Source organism: Pseudoxanthomonas sp. F11, assembly GCF_037046485.1.
Lineage (GTDB): Bacteria > Pseudomonadota > Gammaproteobacteria > Xanthomonadales > Xanthomonadaceae > Pseudoxanthomonas_A.
Genome location: NZ_JBANLZ010000002.1, coordinates 249,382 through 269,897 on the forward strand (window position 1 = coordinate 249,382; position 20,516 = coordinate 269,897).

The 20,516-nt window shown below is 68.9% G+C and carries 16 protein-coding genes; 8 read left to right on the plus strand and 8 right to left on the minus strand.

The features are described from left to right. The first annotated feature begins 104 nt into the window (after positions 1-104). From V8246_RS06935 to cydX, 3 genes are read left to right on the plus strand one after another with little or no spacing between them, the layout of a single operon-like run. Complete coding sequence (locus V8246_RS06935; RefSeq protein ID WP_336188528.1) at positions 105-1,673, plus strand: cytochrome ubiquinol oxidase subunit I; 1,569 nt, start codon at positions 105-107, stop codon at positions 1,671-1,673. A 12-nt stretch (positions 1,674-1,685) separates the two neighbouring features. Then, positions 1,686-2,831 carry a cytochrome d ubiquinol oxidase subunit II gene (gene cydB, locus V8246_RS06940; RefSeq protein WP_336188529.1) on the plus strand — a complete coding sequence of 382 codons (1,146 nt, stop codon included), beginning with the start codon at positions 1,686-1,688 and terminating at the stop codon, positions 2,829-2,831. A gap of 10 nt (positions 2,832-2,841) precedes the next feature. Next, entirely contained in the window at positions 2,842-2,958 is a 117-nt protein-coding gene (gene cydX, locus V8246_RS06945; RefSeq protein WP_336188530.1) for a cytochrome bd-I oxidase subunit CydX, read from the plus strand. A gap of 73 nt (positions 2,959-3,031) precedes the next feature. Here cydX and V8246_RS06950 read toward each other — a convergent pair whose 3' ends face one another. Both V8246_RS06950 and V8246_RS06955 read right to left on the minus strand, forming a co-directional pair. After that, on the minus strand, positions 3,032-5,509 hold the full coding sequence (locus tag V8246_RS06950; RefSeq protein WP_185894369.1) for a TonB-dependent receptor: 2,478 nt from the start codon (positions 5,507-5,509) through the stop codon (positions 3,032-3,034). 28 nt (positions 5,510-5,537) lie between these two features. Continuing rightward, complete coding sequence (locus V8246_RS06955; protein ID WP_336188531.1) at positions 5,538-7,580, minus strand: sulfotransferase; 2,043 nt, start codon at positions 7,578-7,580, stop codon at positions 5,538-5,540. A gap of 326 nt (positions 7,581-7,906) precedes the next feature. Between V8246_RS06955 and V8246_RS06960 the strand changes: the two genes are divergently transcribed. From V8246_RS06960 to V8246_RS06980, 5 genes are read left to right on the plus strand one after another with little or no spacing between them, the layout of a single operon-like run. Beyond that, positions 7,907-8,962, plus strand: coding sequence for an aromatic ring-hydroxylating dioxygenase subunit alpha (locus tag V8246_RS06960; RefSeq protein WP_336188532.1), 1,056 nt, complete (start codon positions 7,907-7,909; stop codon positions 8,960-8,962). Beyond that, positions 8,955-10,238: an amidohydrolase family protein gene (locus tag V8246_RS06965; protein WP_336188533.1), complete on the plus strand. Its 1,284-nt coding sequence runs from the start codon at positions 8,955-8,957 to the stop codon at positions 10,236-10,238. The genes V8246_RS06960 and V8246_RS06965 overlap by 8 nt, the downstream gene beginning before the upstream one ends. A gap of 8 nt (positions 10,239-10,246) precedes the next feature. Next, positions 10,247-11,560, plus strand: coding sequence for an amino acid permease (locus V8246_RS06970; RefSeq protein WP_336188534.1), 1,314 nt, complete (start codon positions 10,247-10,249; stop codon positions 11,558-11,560). After that, the gene (locus tag V8246_RS06975; protein WP_336188535.1) at positions 11,553-13,439 is read left to right on the plus strand and encodes an FAD-dependent oxidoreductase; all 1,887 of its coding nucleotides are present in this window, start codon (positions 11,553-11,555) and stop codon (positions 13,437-13,439) included. The genes V8246_RS06970 and V8246_RS06975 overlap by 8 nt, the downstream gene beginning before the upstream one ends. Beyond that, the gene (locus V8246_RS06980; RefSeq protein WP_336188536.1) at positions 13,378-13,611 is read left to right on the plus strand and encodes a hypothetical protein; all 234 of its coding nucleotides are present in this window, start codon (positions 13,378-13,380) and stop codon (positions 13,609-13,611) included. The genes V8246_RS06975 and V8246_RS06980 overlap by 62 nt, the downstream gene beginning before the upstream one ends. 3 nt (positions 13,612-13,614) lie before the next feature. On the opposite strand, the gene V8246_RS06985 is transcribed toward V8246_RS06980, so the two are convergent. From V8246_RS06985 to V8246_RS07010, 6 genes are read right to left on the minus strand one after another with little or no spacing between them, the layout of a single operon-like run. After that, complete coding sequence (locus V8246_RS06985; protein WP_336188537.1) at positions 13,615-15,225, minus strand: family 43 glycosylhydrolase; 1,611 nt, start codon at positions 15,223-15,225, stop codon at positions 13,615-13,617. Positions 15,226-15,246: 21 nt separating this feature from the next. Further along, entirely contained in the window at positions 15,247-16,920 is a 1,674-nt protein-coding gene (locus V8246_RS06990) for a glycoside hydrolase family 43 protein (protein WP_336188538.1), read from the minus strand. Between the two features lie 12 nt (positions 16,921-16,932). Then, a complete protein-coding gene (locus V8246_RS06995) occupies positions 16,933-17,841 on the minus strand; it encodes a 2-dehydro-3-deoxygalactonokinase (RefSeq protein ID WP_336188539.1) in 909 nt (302 codons plus the stop codon). Continuing rightward, complete coding sequence (locus V8246_RS07000) at positions 17,838-18,770, minus strand: SMP-30/gluconolactonase/LRE family protein (protein WP_336188540.1); 933 nt, start codon at positions 18,768-18,770, stop codon at positions 17,838-17,840. Before V8246_RS07000 ends, V8246_RS06995 begins: the two co-directional genes overlap by 4 nt. After that, the gene (dgoD, locus tag V8246_RS07005) at positions 18,742-19,893 is read right to left on the minus strand and encodes a galactonate dehydratase (protein WP_336188541.1); all 1,152 of its coding nucleotides are present in this window, start codon (positions 19,891-19,893) and stop codon (positions 18,742-18,744) included. Before dgoD ends, V8246_RS07000 begins: the two co-directional genes overlap by 29 nt. Next, the gene (locus V8246_RS07010) at positions 19,890-20,513 is read right to left on the minus strand and encodes a 2-dehydro-3-deoxy-6-phosphogalactonate aldolase (protein WP_336188542.1); all 624 of its coding nucleotides are present in this window, start codon (positions 20,511-20,513) and stop codon (positions 19,890-19,892) included. The genes dgoD and V8246_RS07010 overlap by 4 nt, the downstream gene beginning before the upstream one ends. Positions 20,514-20,516 lie beyond the last annotated feature (3 nt).

Consider the following 20,516-nt stretch of genomic DNA (forward strand, 5'->3'; position numbering starts at 1 on the left):
GTGCAAGGATGGAGGATAGACCGTGCATGGCGGGTGCGACAGATGGTCGCCCCCCTGCCGCCGACGGGCGGGTCTAGAATGCCGTCAGGTCCCAGGAGCTCCCCATGCCCGACATGACCGTCGTCGAACTGTCCCGCCTGCAGTTCGCGCTCACCGCGATGTACCACTTCCTGTTCGTGCCGCTGACGCTGGGGCTGTCCTTCCTGATCGCCATCATGGAAAGCGTCTACGTGATGACGGGGCGCGACATCTGGCGGCGCATGACCCTGTTCTGGGGCACGCTGTTCGGCATCAACTTCGCCATGGGCGTGGCGACCGGCATCGTGATGGAGTTCCAGTTCGGCACCAACTGGTCCTACTACAGCCATTACGTGGGCGACATCTTCGGCGCGCCGCTGGCCATCGAAGGCCTGATGGCGTTCTTCCTGGAGGCGACCTTCATCGGCCTGTTCTTCTTCGGCTGGGACAGGCTGAGCAAGGTGCAGCACCTGGTGGTCACCTGGCTGGTGGCGCTGGGGTCGAACTTCTCGGCGCTGTGGATCCTGGTGGCCAACGGCTGGATGCAGAATCCCGTCGGCGCGGTGTTCAACCCCGAAACGATGCGCATGGAGATCACCGACTTCATGGCGGTGATCTTCAACCCGGTGGCGCAGGCCAAGTTCGTCCATACGGTGTCGGCCGGGTATGTCACCGGCGCGATGTTCGTGATGGCGATCAGCGCGTTCTACCTGCTGCGGGGCCGCAACATCGACTTCGCCAAGCGCTCGATGGCGGTGGCCGCCAGCTTCGGCCTGGCGGCGGCGCTGTCCGTGGTGGTGCTGGGCGACGAGAGCGGGTATGCCACCAGTGAGCACCAGAAGATGAAGCTGGCCGCGATCGAGGCCATGTGGGAGACCGAGCCGGCGCCGGCCGGTTTCAACGCCTTCGCCATTCCCGACCAGAAGAACCAGACCAACCACTACGCCCTGCACGTCCCGTACGTGATGGGCCTGATCGGCACGCGTTCGTTCAACACCGAGATGCCGGGCATCCTGGAGCTGGTGGAGCGTGCCGAGGGCCGCATCCGCAACGGCCTGCTGGGTTACGAGGCGCTGCAGCGGCTGCGCGCCGACCGCAACGACGGCACCGCGCGCGTGGTGTTCGAAGCCCATTGGCGGGACATCGGCCATGCGCTGCTGCTCAAGCGCTATCGCGAGGACATCGGCAACGCTACCGAGGCGCAGATCGCGCAGGCCGCGCACGACACCATCCCGCACGTCGCGCCGCTGTTCTGGAGCTTCCGCGTGATGGTCGGGCTGGGCTTCTACTTCATCGCCTTCTTCGCGCTGGCGTTCTGGCTGGCCAGCCGGCAACAGCTGGACCGGTACCGCGGGTTCCTCAAGCTGGCGTTCTGGAGCCTGCCGCTGCCGTGGGTGGCGATCGAGGCCGGCTGGCTGATCGCCGAATACGGGCGCCAGCCCTGGATCATTGATGGCGTGTTGCCCACCTTCCTGGCCGCATCCGGGCTGAAGCTGCACCAGATCATGATCACACTCAGCGGCTTCGTGCTGATCTACACGGTGCTGGCCATCGTCGAGATCTGGCTGATGCGCAAGCTGATCCTGAAGGGCCCCGAGCACCTGGCGGCGCCGATGCCCGACGGCCCCTCGCCGCAACCGGCCCTGGCAGGCTGACGGGAGACGCGCATGGACACGATTCCTCTCGACTACGCCACGCTGCGGCTGATCTGGTGGCTGCTGCTGGGCATCCTGCTGATCGGCTTCGCGGTGATGGACGGCTTCGACCTGGGAGTGGCCACGCTGCTGCCCGCGGTGGCCCGCACCGACGAGGAGCGGCGCATCGTGCTGAACGTCATCGGGCCGGTGTGGGAAGGCAACCAGGTATGGCTGATCCTGGGCGGCGGCGCGATCTTCGCGGCGTTCCCGCCGCTGTACGCGGTGAGCTTCTCGGGGTTCTACATCGCGATGTTCCTGATCCTGGTGGCGCTGATCCTGCGGCCGGTCGGCTTCAAGTTCCGCAGCAAGGTGCCCGATCCGCGCTGGCGCGCCGCGTGGGACTGGTCGCTGTTCGCCAGCGGGCTGGTGCCGGCGCTGGTGTTCGGCGTGGCCATGGGCAACGTGCTGCTGGGCGTGCCGTTCCACTTCGACGACATCCTGCGGGTGTACTACCAAGGCGGCCTGTTCGGCCTGCTGACACCGTTCGCGCTGCTGTGCGGGCTGGTGAGCGTGGCGATGCTGGTGATGCACGGGGCGGGCATGCTCGCGATGAAGACCTCCGGCGCCGTGGCCGCGCGCGCGCGGCGCTACGGCAGCATCGCCGCCGTTGCGACCGCGGTGCTGTTCGTGATCGGCGGCATCTGGGTCGCGCGCATCGATGGCTACGCGCTTCAGGTGGCGATGGATCCTGCCGGTCCATCCAATCCGCTGGCCAAGGTTGCCGTGGCGAAGCCCGGTGCGTGGATGGACAATTACGCGCGCTGGCCCATGGCCTGGCTGCTGCCTGCGCTGGGCGTGGCGGGCGCGCTACTGAGCGCGTTGCTGCTGCGTGTCGGCCGCGCCGGACTGGCGTTCCTGGCGTCGTCGGCCAGCATCATCGGCATCATCCTGACCGAAGGCGTGGCGACGTTCCCGTTCCTGCTGCCGTCGTCCACCCAGGCCGGCTCCAGCCTGACCCTGTGGGACGCGTCGTCCAGCCACATGACGCTGTTCATCATGCTGCTGGCCACAGCGTTCTTCCTGCCCATCGTCCTGCTGTACACCGCCTGGGTCTTCCGCGTGCTGCGCGGCAAGGTCGACGGTGAGGGCATGGGACGCAACCCCAACGCCTACTGAGGAGAGTCGCATGTGGTACTTCAGCTGGATCCTGGGCGCCGGCCTGGCCGCGAGCTTCGCCATCCTCAACGGCATGTGGTACGAGATGCGGGAGAATGACCGGAACGCGGACGATCGCGATTCCTGACCGCCGCAGCGCCTGCGAAAAAAGCCCCGGCTCGCACCGGGGCTTTCGTTGTCGCGATCCGTCGCGTCCCGCCTCAGAACTCCTGCGAGAACCGCACGCCGATGGTGCGCGGCTGGGTCACCACCGTATAGACCTGGCCGTTCGGATACTCCGGCACCACGCCCGCGGCGCCGCAGACGGACTCCGCGCACTGGGTGAACCGGTTCAGCTCGCCGCGTTCGTCGAACAGGTTGTTGACGTACACGTCCACCTTCCAGTCGTTGCGGCGGTAGCCGGCCGACACGTCCACCGTGGTGTAGGCATCCAGGTCGCCGAGGATCTCGCGTTCGGCCAGGCGCAGGTCGGACTTGCGGTCGCCCACGTGCACCACCGCCCCCTGCAGGAAGGCCTCGCCGCCTGCCACGTCGAAGGTGTAGCGCGCGGTCAGGTTGCCCTTCATCTTCGGCGTGACCGGCAGCTGCGTACCTTCCGGCGCCTCGGGGTCGGCGCACTCGGTGACCGGGTTGCCGTCGTCGTCGGTGAAGCCGCAGTAGTTCTCTGTCAGTTCCGCGTCGTAGAACGCGGCGCCGGCCGTCAGCTGCAGGTTGTACGTGGCCGCGAACGCCAGCGAGAACTCGGCACCGTTGATGCGCGCCTGGTTGGCGTTCTTGATCTCGGTCAGGCCGTTGGCGCCGAGGATGGAGAACTGGAAGTCCTCCCAATCCTGGCGGAACACCGAGCCGTTGAACGACAGCCGGTTGTCCAGCCACGTGGTCTTCCAGCCGAACTCGTAGTTCGTCAAGTAGTCCGACAGGTACGGAGGCAGCGTGCCGCGGCGGTTGATGCCGCCGGGACGGAAGCCTTCCGACCACGTACCGTAGATCATCTTGCTGGGATCGATGCGCCAGGTCAGGTTGAAGCGGCCGATGTGGCCGTTCTCCTTCACCCGCTTGTCGAAGAAGCTGCAGGGCGCGCCGTTGAAAGTGGGCGCACCGTCCGGGCAGGCCGCCTCGCCGTAGCTGGACACCCAGCCCCAGTCGGCAAAGCCGAAGAAGCCCTTCAGGCTGTTGTCGACCTCGAACCAGCGCGCACCGGCGGTGGCGGTCAGGTCCTCGGTGATGTCGAAGCTGAGCTCGCCGAACACCGCCTTGTCCTTGTCCTGGCGCAGCTGCTTGGTCAGCCAGATCGTGTCGGGCCAGCCCGTGACCGACTGCACCGGCGACAGGCCGTCGATCTTGTAGCGCTGCTGGATGTCGTGTTCCTGGTCCTGCATGAACACGCCGGCGACGAAGCGGAAGCGGTTCTCGGTCGGCGAGGCGATGCGCAGTTCGTGGCTGGTCTTCTTGTAGCCGTCCACGCCCTGGATGTACTGCGAGGGATTGACCAGCGAGCCCGGCGCGCAGGTGAAGGTGTCCGGATCGAAGTCGGAGCAGGTGTAGGCACCGTACGCCGCCAGCGTGTCGTACCAGAAGGCGTAGTCGTTGTAGTCCTGTTCCACGTCGACGTCGCGGTCCAGCCGTGCGAACGCGTAGGTCAGGTCGAAGTTGCCGATCCTGCCCTCCACCGTCAGCGCCGCCTGCCACCAGCGGTCGTCCGAGGTCTCCGGATAGAAGTGCGTCAGTGCCAGCTCGCCCACCTGCGGGTCCACGGCAAAACCGCCTTCGGACTTCTGCTGCTGGCCCATGATCGTCGGGGTGATCGACCAGTTGTCGTCGAGGTCCACCTTCAGCGCCAGGCGCGCGCCGGTGGTGTCGACCTCGTTGTAGTCCTTCCTGGCACGGCCGGCGTTGTCGATGGTGCCGTTGCCGCCGGAGTCGGCATCCCACGACGGGAACGTGCGCGTGCCGTACACGTTGTCGATGTAGCCGGCGTCGTGCTTGTTCCAGGCGACCAGACGGATCGCCGCGCGGTCGCTCATGGGCAGGTTGAGGAACCCTTCGGCGACATGGCCGATGCCGCCGTGGCTGACGCTGTTGAGCTCCAGCCCGTAGCCGGCGGCGAAGCCGGTGGGGTCGGGCTTGTTGGTGATGATGCGCAGTGTGCCGGCCTGCGAACTGGCGCCGTACAGCGTGCCCTGCGGGCCGGCCAGCGATTCGACCCGGTCGATGTCGTAGATGTGGATGTCCAGCGGGCCCTGGATGGTGGTGACCGGCTGTTCGTCCAGGTACACGCCCACGCTGGGCAGCGAACCGGAGTGGTTGCCGTCGCCGCCGCTGGCGACGCCGCGCATGTAGATCTGCGCGAAGCCCGGGCCTGCCGACTGGTACGACACGCTGGGCAGGTACTTCACGTAGTCGTCGAAATCGGTGACGTTGAGGTTCTTCAACTGTTCCGTGCCCAGCACCTGGATGCTGATCGGCACTTCCTGCAGGTTCTCCACGCGCTTCTGCGCGGTCACCGTGACGGTGTCCAGCGTGGCCGCGCTGCGCTCGCCCTCGGCGGGCGGCGTGGCGGGTGCGTCCTGGGCCAGGGCGGTGGCGCCGAACGCCAGGTAGATCGCGGCGGTCAACGGGAACCTCGCCAGGGTCGACGGATCGCGCCGCCCCGGCTTTCTTCTGCTACGGGTACTCATCCAGCTCACCTCTCTCCAGTGATGACGGTCAATCGGGGATGGAACTGCCTGCCGTGAAGTCCGGAACCGCCGGATAGGTGCCCAACACGGGGCCCAGCGCGACCTTCAGCGGTTCCAGCCACGGTTCGTAATGCCGCCAGTGATCCACGCCTTCGCGGTAGATCGGCTGGCGGACCTGCTCGGAACTGGCGGTGCGCACCGGCCGCGCGTTCTCGAAGAAGCGCAGGCAGCCGTCCTCGAACGGCAGCCCGCAGTAGGCCAGCAGGCGGCGCACTTCGGCTTCGGTGTCCTCGACCAGCTGTTCGTAGAGGACCCGGTGCACGCGCCCGGGCAACACGTCGTCGTAGTGCGCCATCAGCGCCACGTAGTCGTGGTAGTAGCGGCCGATGTCCTCCAGCCCGTAACTGAAGCCCTGGCCGCGCGCGAAGTGCTGCTTGAAGCCGGAGAAGCAGCAGGCCAGCGGGTGGCGCCGCGCATCGATGATCTTCGCGTTCGGCAGCATCAGGTGGATCAGGCCGATGTGGGCGAAGTTGTTCGGCATCTTGTCGATGAAGAACGGGCGGCCGGACTTGCGGTGGATGCGGGTCGTCTCGAGGTAGCGCTCGCCGAGCGCGCGCAGGGCGTCGCCGTCGAGCGTCGCCAGCAGGTCGTGATAGGTGTCTGCGCCGCGCGCCCGCGCCTGTTGTCTGAGTTCGCGGGTGATGGAGGTGATGTCGGGGAGCTCCATCGTGCCTTCCACGGCGGAGTGGCTGGACAGGATCTGTTCCAGCAGCGTGGAGCCGGCACGGGGCATGCCGACGATCAAGATGGGATCCGGTGCATCGCAGCCCAGGCCTGCGCGCTGCGCGAAGAACGCCGCGGTGTGCGCGCCGCGCAGGCGCTGCACGCGCGCGCGGGTGTCGTCGGCGCGGTAGCCCAGCTGCGCGCTGCGCAGGGCATTGCCGTCGCGGTAGTGCGCGAACGACGCCGCGTAGTCGCCGGCATCCTCCAGAGCCTTGCCCAGGGCGAAGTCCAGATGCAGGCGATCTTCGTCCGGAAGATCGGTGCGCGCGCGCTGCGCACGCATCACCGCCATGTCGTCGTCGTTGAAGCGGAAGGTCTTCAGGTTGGCCAGGCTCCACCACACTTCGCCGAAGCCGGGCTGCAGCGAAAGCGCGCGGCGGTAGGCGTCGATAGCGCGCGCGGTGTGACCGGCCGTCTTCAAGGCATGGCCATAGCTCATCCAGATCTTCGCCTGCTGCGGGTACGACGCCAGCACGCGCTCGTAGAGCGCCAGCGCGGGTTCGTAATCGCCGATGCGGCACAGCACCACGGCCTTGAGGTTCAGGTGCGCCGGATTGTCCGGCTCGTGCGCCAGCAGGTGGTCGATCTGCCGCAGGGCGTCCTCGGGCCGGTTGGCGCGGTGCAGTACCAGCGCGTAGTTCTGCCGGGCAGGCAGGAAGTCCGGCGCCAGTTCCACGCAGCGGGCGAGCAGGGACTCGGCATCCTCGCCGCGACCCACGCGCGCGGCGACCTCGGCTAGCATGCGGATGGCGGCCACATCGGTGGGCAGGCGCTTCAGGTGCGCGCGCAGCAGGGCTTCCGCCTCGGGAATGCGGTTGTCGGCCAGGGCGGCGGCGGCCTGCATCAGGCCGGGATCGCGCGTGGCATGGCGGGTGTGCTCCAGGTAGGCCTGCGCCGCGCCGTCGCCGTCCCCCATCGCCGAAAGGTGGTCGCCGAGTTCGCGCCACGCCTGCGGCAGGTCGGGCTTCAGCGCCAGCGCGCGGAGCAGGGCGCGCACCGCATCGCCGCCGCGTCCGGCGCGGCCCAGCGTCAGGCCGTGCTCCAGATGGGCCAGCGGCCACTGCGGATGTTCGCGGACCAGCGGTTCCAGCACATCGAGTGCGTGCGGCATCTGCCCGCGCACACGGTGCGAGGCGGCCAGCACCAGCAGGGCCATCGGATGCCGGCCGATCACGCGGATGATCTCGTCGGCCTGTTGCGCGGCCATCGCCGGGTCGATGGCCAGCAACTGGCGCGCATGGTCGAGCGCCGTCTGCAGCGTGCCGGTGGGCGCGGCGGCCGCGGTCATGCACCGTCCCCGTGCATGGGGTCGGTCGTGCGTCCGCAGTCGTCCAGCGGTCGTTCCAATCGGTCGTTCCGGCAGTGGTGGTGTGCCCTCGCTTTCAATCTATAGGCGAACCGGGGGGGCTGGATAGAGCAGGAATAGACCGAAATGCACGAAATTTCGATCCGCAAAAAGTAATCCAACTTTCGTCATGGCCTCCCGCACCTTCCGGGTGCAGGGCGATGCGGACACGCCACGTTCCGGTGCGGGGGCTGTGCGCGCCTGCGTCCTGCGCTTAGGCTTGGCGGACCGGCCCCGCGCTCGACCGGCCGACGCCTCCCAGGAATCCCATGTCCCGTCCCGCCGACCCCTTGCCCCTCGAACGCGCCCGGGCGCTACCGGCCCGCTACTACGCCGGCGAGGCGACGCTGGCGCTGGAACAGGAAGCGGTGTTCCGGCGCAGCTGGCAGCTGGTCGCGCATGCGGGTCAACTGGCCGAGCCGGGCGATCACATCGTCGAGCACGTGGCCGGCGTGCCGGTGCTAGTGGTGCGCGGGCAGGATGGTGTGCTGCGCGCCTTTCCGAACGTGTGCCGCCATCGTGCCGGCCCGCTGGCGCTGTGCAACGGCAAGGGCGCACGCGCGCTGCACTGCAAGTACCACGGCTGGACCTACACGCTGGAAGGCCAGCTGCGCAGCGCGCCGGAGATGCAGGGTGTCGCGGATTTCGACGTCAACGATATCCGCCTGCCTCCGCTGCGCGTACACGCCTGGCAGGGGCTGGTGTTCGTCGCCGTGGACGAAGACGTGCCGTCGTTCGATGCGGTGTACGGCGGCATCGCCGAGCGCATCGCCCCCATCGACCTGGCCGCGATGCGCTTCCATCGCCGCGACAGTTACGACATCGGGTGCAACTGGAAAGTCTACGTGGACAATTTCCTCGAGGGCTACCATCTGCCGCACGTGCATCCCGGGCTGTCGAAGGTGCTCGACTACCGCGCGTACGGCACCGAGCTGTTCCCCTGGCACTCGTTGCAGCACTCGCCGCTGCGCAACAGCGGCGACATCTACGGCGATGGCGATGCGTTCTATTACTTCGTCTATCCCAACGTGATGCTCAACATCATGCCGGGACGATTGCAGACCAACCGCATCCTGCCGCTGGGAGCGGACCGCTGCCGGGTGGAGTTCGACTACTACTACGCGCAGGACGACGCGGCCCTTGCCCGCATCGCCAACGATCAGGCCTTCAGCGACGAGGTGCAGGACGAGGACATCCGCATCTGCGAATCCGTGCAGCAGGGCCTGGCCTCAGGCTTGTATGACGCCGGTCGCCTGTGTCCCAAGCGCGAAAGCGGCGTCTGGCATTTCCACAACCTGTTGAGGGCAGCGTATGGCGATGCGTGACCGGTTGCTGCCTGCACTGCTGCTGGCCGCCGTCGCACTGCCGGCCGGGGCACAGGATCTGCTGATCCGGGCAGGCCACGTCCTCGATGTGGACACGGGGCGGATGCTCGCCGGGCGCGACATCCTGGTGCGCGACGGGCGGGTCGCTTCGATCGCCGCATCCGCAGACGCCGTCGATCCCGGGCTGCGGGTGCTGGACTGGTCTGCGCTGACCGTCGTGCCCGGCCTGATGGACATGCACACGCACCTGGCCGACGAAGGGCCCTATGGCGATCCTGCGACGCCGCTGAGGAGCAACGCCGCGCGCGATGCCTTCATCGGTGCGCGCAACGCACGGGCGACCCTGCAGGCCGGCTTCACCACCGTGCGCGATGTCGGGGTCTATCGCGGTTTCGCCGACGTGCAGTTGCGCGATGCTATCAACGCCGGCCTCGTGCCCGGGCCGCGCATGTTCGTTGCCGGCACCTACGTCACGGTCACCGGAGGCGGCGGCGAGATCACCGGATTGCCCGCGGGGACGGAGGTGCCGGCGATCTTCCGCCGTGGCGTCGCGGACAACGAAGCGGAGGTGCGTCGGCGGGTGAACGAGATCCTCGACGCGGGCGCCGACTTCATCAAGTTGATCGCCACCGGCGCCGTGCTCGCCGACGGCACCGAGCCCGGGCAATCCGAGTACACCGAGGCCGAGATACGCGCAGCGGTGGAAGAGGCCGGGCGTCGCGGCCGTTTCGTCGCCGCGCACGCGCATGGGGCGGAAGGTATCAAGCGCGCCGTGCGTGCCGGTGCGCGCTCGATCGAGCACGGCTCGCTGATGGACGACGAGGCGATCGCATTGATGAAGCAGCACGGCACCTTCCTGGTCGCCGACATCTACAACGGCGACTACATCGACAGCGTCGGCCGCCGCGACGGCTGGTCCGCCGAAATCCTGCGCAAGAACCTGGACACGACCGAGGCCCAGCGCGAGGGCTTCCGCAAGGCCGTCGCCGCCGGCGTCAACATCGCCTACGGCACCGACAGCGGCGTCTACCCGCATGGCGACAATGCGCGCCAGTTCGCCTACATGGTCCGCTACGGGATGACGCCGCTGCAGGCGATCCGCGCGGCGACGCTGGAGTCGGCGCGGCTGCTGCGCCAAGAAAAGGAACTGGGATCGATCACTCCGGGCAAGCTCGCCGACCTCGTCGCCCTGGCCTGCGATCCGCTGGCCGACATCGCCTGCCTGCAGCAGGTGCGCGGCGTGGTGAAGGCGGGCGCGCCGGTGGCACTGGACTGACGCCGCGCATGCAGCCCGGTGACGGCAGGAAGATCGGCTTCTGGACCTGCACCGCGCTGGTGGTGGGCAACACCATCGGCATGGGCATCTTCGTGCTGCCTGCCTCGCTGGCGCCGCTGGGCTACAACGCGCTGCTGGGCTGGGGCATCACCGTGCTGGGCTGCCTCGCGCTGGCGCGCGTCTTCGCCCGTCTGGCGCGTTTGTTGCCGGAGGCCGACGGGCCCTATGGCTACGTCCAGCGCACGCTCGGCGACCTGCCGGCGTACGCGGTGCTGTGGTCCTACTGGGTGTCCAACTGGATCACGCTGGCGGCCCTGGCCACGGGCGTGGTGGGCTACGCCGCAGCGATCTTCCCGCCGCTCGCCCGGGTGCAGCCGGCGTGGCTGTGCGTCGGTGTGCTGTGGCTGTTCGTGGGCGTCAACCTGCTGGGCGTGCGCAGCGGCGGTCGCGTGCAGGTGGTGACCACGGTGATGAAGCTGGTGCCGATGCTGGCGGTGGCCGTGCTGGGCATCTGGGTGCTGCTGGACTCGCCTGCAGCGTTCGGCGCGCATCCGCCGGCCAAACCGATCAGCCTGGGCGATGCGATGGCGGCCTCGACACTGGCGCTGTTCGCCATGCTGGGGATCGAGTCGGCGACCATCCCGGCCTCGCGCGTGGACGATCCGGGGCGCACCATCCCGCGCGCGACGCTGGCGGGCACCGGCATCACGGCCGCCATCTACCTGGTGGTTTCCGCCGTGCCGCTGCTGTTGCTTCCCTACGCCGAACTGGCCCAATCCAGCGCGCCCTTCGCGCTGGTGATGGAGCGCTTCGGGGGCGAGGGCATGGGCCGCTGGATCGCGTTGTTCGTGGTGGTGAGCGGGCTTGGCGCGCTCAATGGCTGGACGCTGCTGGGAGGCGAGATGATGCGTACGATGGCCGACAACGGCACGATGCCCCGTGTCTTCGCGCGCACCAATGCCCACGGCGCGCCGGCCGGCGCGCTGGTGCTCACGGCGTTGCTGGCCACGGCGATGGTGTTGATGAACTACAGCGAATCGGCGGTAACGGGCTTCACCTTCCTCAGCACGGTAGTGACCGCCGCCAACCTGCCGCTGTACCTGGGCTGTTCGCTGGCGCTGGGCGTCCTGTGGTGGCGCGGGCAGCGCGATGCCGGGCGCGACCTGCTCGTCGCCGCGGTGCTCGGCGTCGGTTACGCGGTATTCGCCTTCGTCGGCATGGGCGCCCGGCCGTTCTGGCTGGCGCTGGCGCTGATGGTGGCGGGCCTTCCGCTGTACTTCTTCCTGCGCCACCTGCGTAACCGGACGACGCGCCATGCGTGATCCCCGCTACGACATCCTGTTTGAGCCGGTCCGCATCGGGCCGGTGACCACGAAGAACCGCTTCTTCCAGGTGCCGCACTGCAACGGCATGGGCCATGCGATGCCGCTGGCGCACGCGGCCATGCGCGAGGTGAAGGCCGAGGGCGGCTGGGGCGTGATCTCGACGGAAGAGTGCGAGATCCATCCCAGCAGCGATCTGACGCCGTATGTCGAAGCACGCCTATGGGACGACCGCGACATTCCCGCGCTCGCGCTGATGTGCGACAAGGTGCATGCGCATGGCGCGCTGGCCGCGCTGGAGCTGTCGCACAACGGGCCCACCGCCTCCAATCTGTATTCGCGCGAAGTGCTGCTGGCGCCGTCGCACCAACCCTCCAAGTACGGCTATCCCGCGCAGGCCCGCGCGATGGACCTGCACGACATCGCCGAGTACCGGCGCTGGCACCGCGAGGCGGCGGTGCGCGGCATGAAGGCGGGCATGGACATCATCTACGTCTATGCCGCGCATGACCTGTCGCTGCCGATGCATTTCCTGCAGCGTCGGCGCAACCAGCGCAGCGATGCCTATGGCGGCTCGCTGGAGAACCGCATCCGCCTGCTGCGCGAAGTGCTGCAGGACACGCGCGAGGCGGTCGGCCACCGCTGTGCGGTCGCGCTGCGCTTCGCCACCGAGGAACTGCTGGGGCCGGGCGGGGTGGAACTGGCCGAAGCGCAGGACATCGTCGGGATGCTGGCCGAGCTGCCGGACCTGTGGGACGTCAACCTCGCCGCCTGGTACAACGATTCGGTTCCGTCGCGCTTCGCCCGCGAAGGCGCGCAGGAGCCCTTCATCGATTTCGTCCGCAAGGCGACGACCAAGCCGGTGGTCGGCGTGGGCCGCTTCACCTCGCCCGATACGATGGTTTCGCAGATCCGCCGCGGCGTGATCGACCTGATCGGCGCCGCGCGGCCGTCCATCGCCGACCCCTACCTGCCGCGCAAGATCGAGGAAGGCCGCGTCGACGACATCCGCGAATGCATCGGCTGCAACATCTGCGTCTCCGGCGACATGACGATATCGCCGATCCGCTGCACGCAGAACCCCAGCATGGGCGAGGAATGGCGCAAGGGCTGGCATCCGGAGCGGATCGCACCGAAAGCGAGCGATGCGCGCGTGCTGGTCGTCGGCGGCGGACCCGCCGGCCTGGAAGCGGCGCGCGCACTCGGCCAGCGCGGCTACGAGGTCCACCTGGCCGAAGCCCGGCGCGAACTGGGCGGGCGGGTCACGCGCGAGGCGCGCCTGCCGGGGCTGGCCGAATGGGCGCGTGTGCGCGACTGGCGGCTCGGCCAGATCGGCAAGCTGGCGAACGTCAGCACCTACCTCGACTCCGCGCTGACCGCGCAGGACGTGCTCGACTTCGGCGCAGACCACGTCGTCATCGCCACGGGATGCCACTGGCGGCGGGACGGGTTCGGGCGCAGCCATGGGCTGGGCATCGCCGACTTCGCCGACAATCCGCGGGTGTTCACCCCGGACGACCTGATGGACGGGCGCTGGCCCGAGGGCCGCGTGGTGGTCTACGACGACGACTACTTCTACATCGCCAGCGTGGTCGCCGAGGCGCTGCGCCTGCGCGGTTGCGAGGTCACCTACCTCACCCCGGACGACACCATCGCCTCGTGGAGCGCGAACACGCTGGACTATCGCCACATCCAGTGGCGGATGGCCGAGCTGGGCGTCGCGCAACGCGTATCGCACCTGGTCACCGGCTATACGGGAACCACGCTCGCGCTGGAGCACGCGTGGAGCGGCGCGGCGTCTTCGCTCGACTGCGGTGGTGGTCACCGCCCGCCTGCCCGACGATGCGCTCTACCAGGCGTTGAAGACGCGCGAGACTGAGTGGGCCGATGCAGGCATCCGCAGCGTGGCCTGCATCGGCGATGCGCTGGCGCCGGGGCTGATCGCGCACGCGGTGTACGCCGGCCATCGATATGCGCAGGAACTGGACGCGCGACGCGACGGCGAGGTGCCGTTCAAGCGCCACTTCCATCACGATACGCCGATGGCGTGATGCTCAGGCGAGCGCGCGGTAGCGGAAGTCGCTGAACTCCACCGCACCCGGTCCGGCGCTGTACAACGCGACGCGCAGGCTGAGAAAACCGCCGAACACGTTGTGGTGCAGGGCGGACACTTCCATGCGCGTGTCCAGCCGCGTCCAGGTGCGGCCATCGTCGCGTGAGTGGTGCCAGGTCACCACGTGGTGGTCGTAGGTCAGGCGGAGGCGCACGCGCCGCGTCGGCATCGCTTGCCGCGCCCAGGTCTGTTCCTCCGCGTACTGGAACACGCGCAGTCCGTCCGCCGCGAAGCCCAGGCCGACGAAGGCCTTCGGGTTGTAGAACAGCAGCAGGCCGCCTTCGCCGCCATCGACCAGGGTCAGCGTGACCTCGGCCTGGTAGGCGCGGTCGCCGACGATGCAGGTGAGGGGACTGCCATCCGCAGGCGACCCGCCTGCGCCGGCGAGGCGGAGGGATTTCGTGCCGTACCGCACGCGTTGCATCTCGTCCGGTCCCGGCGCGTGGAAGGCCCACTGCGTGCCGAGCCGGTCGCTCGAGAAATCGTCCGACAGCGCGACGCCGGCGATCCCCGCCTTGCCGCCGCGCGGCGCCGGCAGCGCGGCCGACAGATCGCCGCCGCGCGCGCGGAACCAGCCATCGTCCGTCCATTCGATCGGCTCCAGCAGCGTCTGCCGACCGAGCGTGCGATAGCCGTTCTCGTAGCCGTGGTAGACCATCCAGCTGTCGCCGGCCGGTCCCTCCACCAGCGTCGCGTGGCCGCGCGACCACCAGGGCTCTGCATCACTCAACGTGCGCACCAGCGGATTGTGCGGGCAGTGCTCCCATGGGCCGTGGATCGAGCGCGAGCGCGCGGCGATCACCATGTGGCCGGTGACCGGGCCGGCCGTACCGCCGACGGCGGTGACCAGGTAGAACCAGTCGCCACGCCGGTTCAGCTTGGGGCCTTCGGGCGCGAAGTTCTCGGTGATCCAGTCGTCCGGATAGCGCCACGGGCTGTATGCGTGCTCCAGAGCGCCGTCGGTCGCCAGGCCGTCGTCGGTGAGGCGGACCTTGCGGATGCCGTTGACGAACAGGTAACGCTGCCCGTCTTCGCCGACGGCGTGGCCCGGATCGATGCAGCCATCGATGTGCAGGTCCACCGGTGCGCTCCACGGTCCGCGGATGTCGTCGGCCCAGATCGCGTGGATCTTCCATACCTGGTCCTTCGCCAGCGCCGGCAGGTAGATGAAGTAGCGGCCGCCGTGCTTGCAGAGATCGGGCGCCCACACCGTGCCCACCTGCGTGCGCAACGCGGGGCCGAGCGGCGTCCAGGCGACGAGGTCGGTCGAGTGCCAGATCACCAGGCCGGGATAGGCGTCGAACGACGAGAACGTCATGTAGTAGTCGTCGCCGTCCCTGAGGATCGTGGGGTCGGGACGATCGCCGGTGACGATGGGGTTGAGATAGGTGCCGTTGCCGAGGTCGGCCTTGCGTTGGCCTTCGACGCCGGTGGCGTGCGCCGGCGGCGCAGGCGCGCACGCTGTGGTGGCGGCCACGCGCGACGACAGCGGCCAGGTGGCCAGGCCGGCGAGTCCGGCCTTGAACAGTGCACGACGCGAGGTGCCTCGCATGCGGACGCCGCGACTGCGCGGTCAGTGACGCACGGCGTAGAGGCCGAACGTGTTGCCGATGAAGCCGCCCGCCGTCTCCACGCTCAGCAGGCTGGCGTCCAGGCCGGTGGCGACGCTCTTCCAGTCGCCAGCGGTCAGCGAGTACGACGCGTCCAGGCGCGGGCCGTCGACGCGGAAGCGCAGCGACACGGGGCCGTGCCCTTCGTCCAGCGGAATGCGTGCCAGGCGATCGCCTCCCTTCGCGCTGTCGCGGCCGCTGCGCCGGTACAGCGACACCGCCAGTCCGCGCGCATCGCGTTCGACGCCGAGCACGTAGTGCCCGTACTCGTTCTGCAGCAGCACCAGTCCCGCCAGTTCGCCGGTCGCGGGCTCGAAGGTGGCGAGCGTGGTTTCCAGCGTGGCCGCGTGATGCTGCACGCGGTGCGCGATGTACGACGGCTGGCCCGGCGCGGTGCCGAATGCGCCCAGCGGCATCGTGCCCGGCGTGATCGTCAGGCCATGCTTGCCGGTGGCGTACCAGCGGCGCTGCGGCGGATGCAGGGTCATCCACGCCGGCGGCAGCGTGGGCGCGTCGAAGCGCTCGGTCCATGTCATCGGTCCACTGGTCGGCAGCGGCTGCGGATTGCGCGGCAGGTCGGGGCGCTTGGCCACCATGGGTACGCGCTCGCCACGTGGCAGGATCACCGGCCAGCCGTCCTTCCAGGTGACAGGCAGCAGGAAGGTTTCGCGGCCGAGGTTGTACTGGTTGCCGCGGTACGGGCGGGTGGCGAGGAACACCGCCCACCACGTGCCGTCCTTGAGCTTCACGAACTGCGCGTGGCCGGTGGAGGTCACCGGATCGGCACGCTTCGGGTCGAGATCGCGCTGGGTCAACGCGGGATTCGACGGGGACGGCTGGTAGGGGCCGGTAAGCGCGCGGCTGCGCCATACCATCTGCGCGTGCTGCTCGCCGGTGCCGCCCTCGGCCGCCGTCAGGTAATACCAGCCGTCGTGCTTGAAGAGGTGGGGGCCTTCGACGTGTTCGGGGTTCGTGGCCGGATCGGCGCCGCCGTCCACCAGCAGGATGCGCTGGCCGACGCGCTCGCGCGTTCCGAAGTCGAAGCGTTGCAGCCAGATGGCGCGGTGCCCGTCGTAGCGGAGCTTTCCGTCGGGCACGTCGTTGTGCACGATCCACGCGCTGCCGTCATCGTCGAAGAACAGCGAGGGATCGATGCCGCTGATGCCGAGCCAGATCGGGTCCGACCAGGGGCCGGCAGGATTCTTTGCCGTGACCACGAAGTTGCCACGGTCGCAGTAGAAGCAGGTGTTGGCGACGTAGAAGGTGCCGTCGTGGTGGGCGAGGGTGGCGGCGAACAGGCCGCGGGTCAGTTCTTCCTTATCGCCGTAATTGATCTGGTCGGGGCGGTGGATCGCGTTGCCGACCTGCGTCCACGACACCAGGTCGGTGCTGTGGAAGACCGGCAGGCCGGGAAAATAGCCGAACGTGGACGTCACCAGGTAGAAGTCGTCGCCGACGCGGATCGCGGACGGGTCGGGGTAGAAGCCGGCGACGACCGGATTGCGGTACTCGTCCGCGCCCACCGGCGGACCGCCATCGTCGCCGTGGTAGCGCACTTCGCTGAAGACCGCATCGCCCGCCCATGCGGGGCCGACCATCAACGATGCCGCCAGGATCCATGCGCAGTGCTTCAGCATTCTGTTCTTCCTCTACTTGGCGGCGGTCGCGGTACGCCGTGCCCACAGCGCATGCAGGCCACGTGCAGAAAGATCTTCGGGATGGCGCTGCACGCCGACGCCCAGCGTCGTCAGTGCGTGCGCGTAGGAGGCCAGCAGGCGGTCGTTGCCGATCAGGTGCACCTGCGCCGGGCGCGGCGCATGGGACAGCACGCCCGATGCGCGCAACTCGTGGCCGATCAGCAGGCCCGAGAGATACGAAGGCAGCGCCGGTTCGGCGAACTGCTGGAACAGGCCTGTCGTACGCACGCCGAACAGGTGGTGCAGCAGGCCACCGGCGTCGGCGCTGCGCTTCAGGCCGGCGTCGAAGGCGTAACCGTCGAAGCGCACATCGCCGGCCGGCATCAGCCGGCCGAGGATGCTGTGCTGGCGCAGCAGCGCGAAGAGTTCGCCGGTCATCGCGGTGGCGATGCGGTGCACCTGGCCGTCGCGCACCGTGACCCACTTGCTGTGGGTGCCGGGCAGGCAGACGACATGCGTTCCGCCGGGCAGGGCGTCGAGCAGTGCCGCCAGTTGCGTCTCTTCGCCACGCATGACGTCGGGCACGCTGTCCGAGTCGCTGTCGCGCAGGCCCGGCACCAGCCACAGCGCACGGCCATCGAAGCCCGGCGGATGGAAACGCTGCATGCCCAGCGCCAGCGCATGGTTGCCGGCCGGGCAGGACAGGTACGGCATCTCGTACCAGCCGCCGCGGCCGCCCACCATGCCGCACAGCAGGATATCGGTGTCGTCCCAGCCTGCGATTTCCTGCGCGAGCACGTCGCCGAAGCGGCCGGCGCACGCCAGTACGCCCTGGTCGCTGCGCCGGCGTTCGCGTACCTGGCCGTCGTCGGCCATCCGGTACAGGCGCAGGCTGCTGGTCCCCCAGTCGACGGCGATCATGGCAGGCGCACCCGGTCCACGCCGCGCGCCAGCACGCGCCCGGTGCGATGCGCGAAAACGCCGCCGGACAACGGCGAAGCGGCGAGCGCGGTGGCATCGAGACCGACGCGTGCGCTGGTCACGTACAGCGTGTCCTCGCGCAGCACGCAGCACGAAGACTGCGGCGCGGGGGCGCGCACGATCCGGTCGATGCGGCCGTCCGGGAGGTAGCGCACCACGCGCCCTGCGCCCCACTGCGCGTTCCACAGTGCGCCTTCGGCGTCGATGATGGAACCGTCGGGTTCCGCGCCGGGCAGGTCGAGGTCGACGAACACCGCGATGTCGGACACGGTCGCGGTCGTCGCGTCGTAACGGCAATGCAGGATCCGCGGCGTCACCGAATCGCAGAAGTACATCCGCGTGCCAGTGGCGTCGAAGCAGATCGAATTCGGGATGGCGGCGTGCGGCAAGGCCAGTTCACGCAGGCCGTGCGTCGCGGTGTACTGGTAGAAGCGGCCGGCCGGACGCAGGTCGGCGTGTTCGCTCTTGGTGCCGAACACGAAGCCGCCTTCGCGATCCGCGCGGCCGTCGTTGATGCGGGTCATCGGGTCGCCGGCTTCGACATCGGCCAGCGTCTCCAGGGCGAGGTCGCGCGAGGACAGCTGCCCTTCCACATCGCTCGCGCAGAGACCCTTCGCCAGGCCCAGCAGCAGGCGCCCGTCTTCGGCCAGCGCGAGGCAGCCGAGCGGCGCGGGCAGCGACCATGTGTGCGTATGGCCGCTGTCGGGATCGTGCCGCCACAGTTCGGCGGCGAGGATGTCGGCCCAGTACAGCACGCGCCGGCGGTCGCACCACAGGATGCCTTCGCCCAGCACGCAGCGGCTGTCGACGGCCAGGGTCGCCAGCGCCGTGGTCACCGCATCACCACTCGGCCACGCTGCCATCGGCATGCCGCCATACCGGATTGCGCCAGCGCGGCGGTTGTCGGTGCGCTTCGATCAGGCGATCCTCGTCGATCTCCACGCCCAGGCCGGGCTTGGGCAGTGCGGCGATGCTGCCGGTGTCGTCGCAGCGGAAATCCTCTTTGTTGAGCACGTAGTCCAGCAGGTCCGCGCCGGTGTTGTAGTGGATGCCGATGCTCTGCTCCTGCAGCATGGCGTTGTGCGACACGAAGTCCACCTGCAGGCACGCGGCCAGCGCGACCGGGCCCAACGGGCAGTGCGGCGCCAGCGCCACGTCGTGCGCCTCGGCCATCGCCGCGATCTTTACGCACTCGGTGATGCCGCCGGCATGCGACAGGTCGGGCTGCAGGATCGCCAGGCCGCCGGCCGCGAGCACGGGCTTGAACTCGGCGCGCGAGTACATGCGTTCGCCGGCGGCGAGCGGAATCGAGGTCGCATCGGACAACGGGCGGTAGTACTCCCACTGTTCGGGCAGCACCGGCTCTTCGACGAACAGCGGCCTGAACGGCGCCAGTTCGCGCAGCAGCACGCGCGCCATCGGCGCACTGACGCGGCCGTGGAAATCGACGCCGAAATCGACGCGGTCGCCCATCGCGTCGCGGATCGCAGCGACCTTGGCCACCGCCGCGTCGATCGCGCGCGGACTGTCGATCAGCTTCAGTTCCTCGGTGCCGTTGAACTTGAACGTGTCGAAGCCCTGCGCCTGCGAGCGCTGCATCTGCGCGACGATGTCGGCGGGGCGGTCGCCGCCGACCCAGCGGTAGGTCTTCATGCGGTCGCGCACGCGCCCGCCGAGCAGCTGGTAGACGGGCACGCCCAGCGCCTTGCCCTTGATGTCCCACAGCGCCTGGTCGATCCCGGCGATCGCGCTCATCAGGATGGCGCCGCCGCGGTAGAAGCCGCCGCGATACAACACTTGCCACAGGTCGTTGATGCGCGCGGGGTCCTGGCCGATCAGGTAGTCCGCCAGTTCGTGCACCGCCGCTTCCACGGTGCTGGCGCGCCCTTCGATGACGGGCTCGCCCCAGCCGGTCACGCCCTCGTCGGTCTCGACCTTGAGGAAGAGCCAGCGCGGTGCGGCGTGGAAGGTGCTGACGCGGACGATCTTCATGCGGCGTGGTCCAGGTAGGCCTGGCGGAAGCGTCGCGCGTGCTCGCGCGTGCGCTCGACCGACTGGCCGGGCTTGTAAAGTTCGCCGCCGATGCCGGCGCCCTGACCGCCGGCTGAGAGGTAGCCGGAGAGGGTGTCGGGCGTGACGCCACCGACGGCGAAGAGGGGAACCGGCGGCAGCACGCTGCGCAGGGCGCGCACCATCGCCGGTCCGTAGACGGATGCGGGGAACAGCTTGAGCACCTGCGCGCCGGCGTCCAGCGCGTCGAAGGCCTCGCTCGCCGTGGCGACGCCGGCGACGACCTGCAGGCCGCGCGCTACCGCGTGCCGGATCACCGGCGGGCGCGTGTTCGGTGTGACCATCAGGCGCCCGCCAGCGTCAATCAGTGCATCGACGTCGGCCGTCGTCAGCACGGTGCCGGCGCCGATCAGCGCCCTCCCGCCAAACGCCTCCGCGGCGATGCGCACGCTGCGCGTCCAGTCCGGCGAGTTGGTCGGTATCTCGATCGCGTCGTAGCCTTCCTCCACCAGTGCGCCCACGTGCGCGGGCACGTCCGCAGGCGTGATGCCGCGCAGGATCGCGATCAGCGGCAGGGCGAAGGGGAGGGGGAGGGCGTCCATGCG

What these genes read in the sequence shown, in the direction of transcription:
- V8246_RS06965 (WP_336188533.1), top strand. Translation starts at nt 8,955, where the DNA reads ATGCGTGACCGGTTGCTGCCTGCACTGCTGCTGGCCGCCGTCGCACTG.
- V8246_RS06960 (WP_336188532.1), top strand. Translation starts at nt 7,907, where the DNA reads ATGTCCCGTCCCGCCGACCCCTTGCCCCTCGAACGCGCCCGGGCGCTA.
- V8246_RS07000 (WP_336188540.1), bottom strand. Translation starts at nt 18,770, where the DNA reads ATGCCGATGGCAGCGTGGCCGAGTGGTGATGCGGTGACCACGGCGCTG.
- V8246_RS06935 (WP_336188528.1), top strand. Translation starts at nt 105, where the DNA reads ATGCCCGACATGACCGTCGTCGAACTGTCCCGCCTGCAGTTCGCGCTC.
- V8246_RS06985 (WP_336188537.1), bottom strand. Translation starts at nt 15,225, where the DNA reads ATGCGAGGCACCTCGCGTCGTGCACTGTTCAAGGCCGGACTCGCCGGC.
- V8246_RS06950 (WP_185894369.1), bottom strand. Translation starts at nt 5,509, where the DNA reads ATGAGTACCCGTAGCAGAAGAAAGCCGGGGCGGCGCGATCCGTCGACC.
- V8246_RS06975 (WP_336188535.1), top strand. Translation starts at nt 11,553, where the DNA reads ATGCGTGATCCCCGCTACGACATCCTGTTTGAGCCGGTCCGCATCGGG.
- cydX (WP_336188530.1), top strand. Translation starts at nt 2,842, where the DNA reads ATGTGGTACTTCAGCTGGATCCTGGGCGCCGGCCTGGCCGCGAGCTTC.
- dgoD (WP_336188541.1), bottom strand. Translation starts at nt 19,893, where the DNA reads ATGAAGATCGTCCGCGTCAGCACCTTCCACGCCGCACCGCGCTGGCTC.
- V8246_RS06995 (WP_336188539.1), bottom strand. Translation starts at nt 17,841, where the DNA reads ATGATCGCCGTCGACTGGGGGACCAGCAGCCTGCGCCTGTACCGGATG.
- V8246_RS06990 (WP_336188538.1), bottom strand. Translation starts at nt 16,920, where the DNA reads ATGCTGAAGCACTGCGCATGGATCCTGGCGGCATCGTTGATGGTCGGC.
- V8246_RS06955 (WP_336188531.1), bottom strand. Translation starts at nt 7,580, where the DNA reads ATGACCGCGGCCGCCGCGCCCACCGGCACGCTGCAGACGGCGCTCGAC.
- V8246_RS07010 (WP_336188542.1), bottom strand. Translation starts at nt 20,513, where the DNA reads ATGGACGCCCTCCCCCTCCCCTTCGCCCTGCCGCTGATCGCGATCCTG.
- cydB (WP_336188529.1), top strand. Translation starts at nt 1,686, where the DNA reads ATGGACACGATTCCTCTCGACTACGCCACGCTGCGGCTGATCTGGTGG.
- V8246_RS06970 (WP_336188534.1), top strand. Translation starts at nt 10,247, where the DNA reads ATGCAGCCCGGTGACGGCAGGAAGATCGGCTTCTGGACCTGCACCGCG.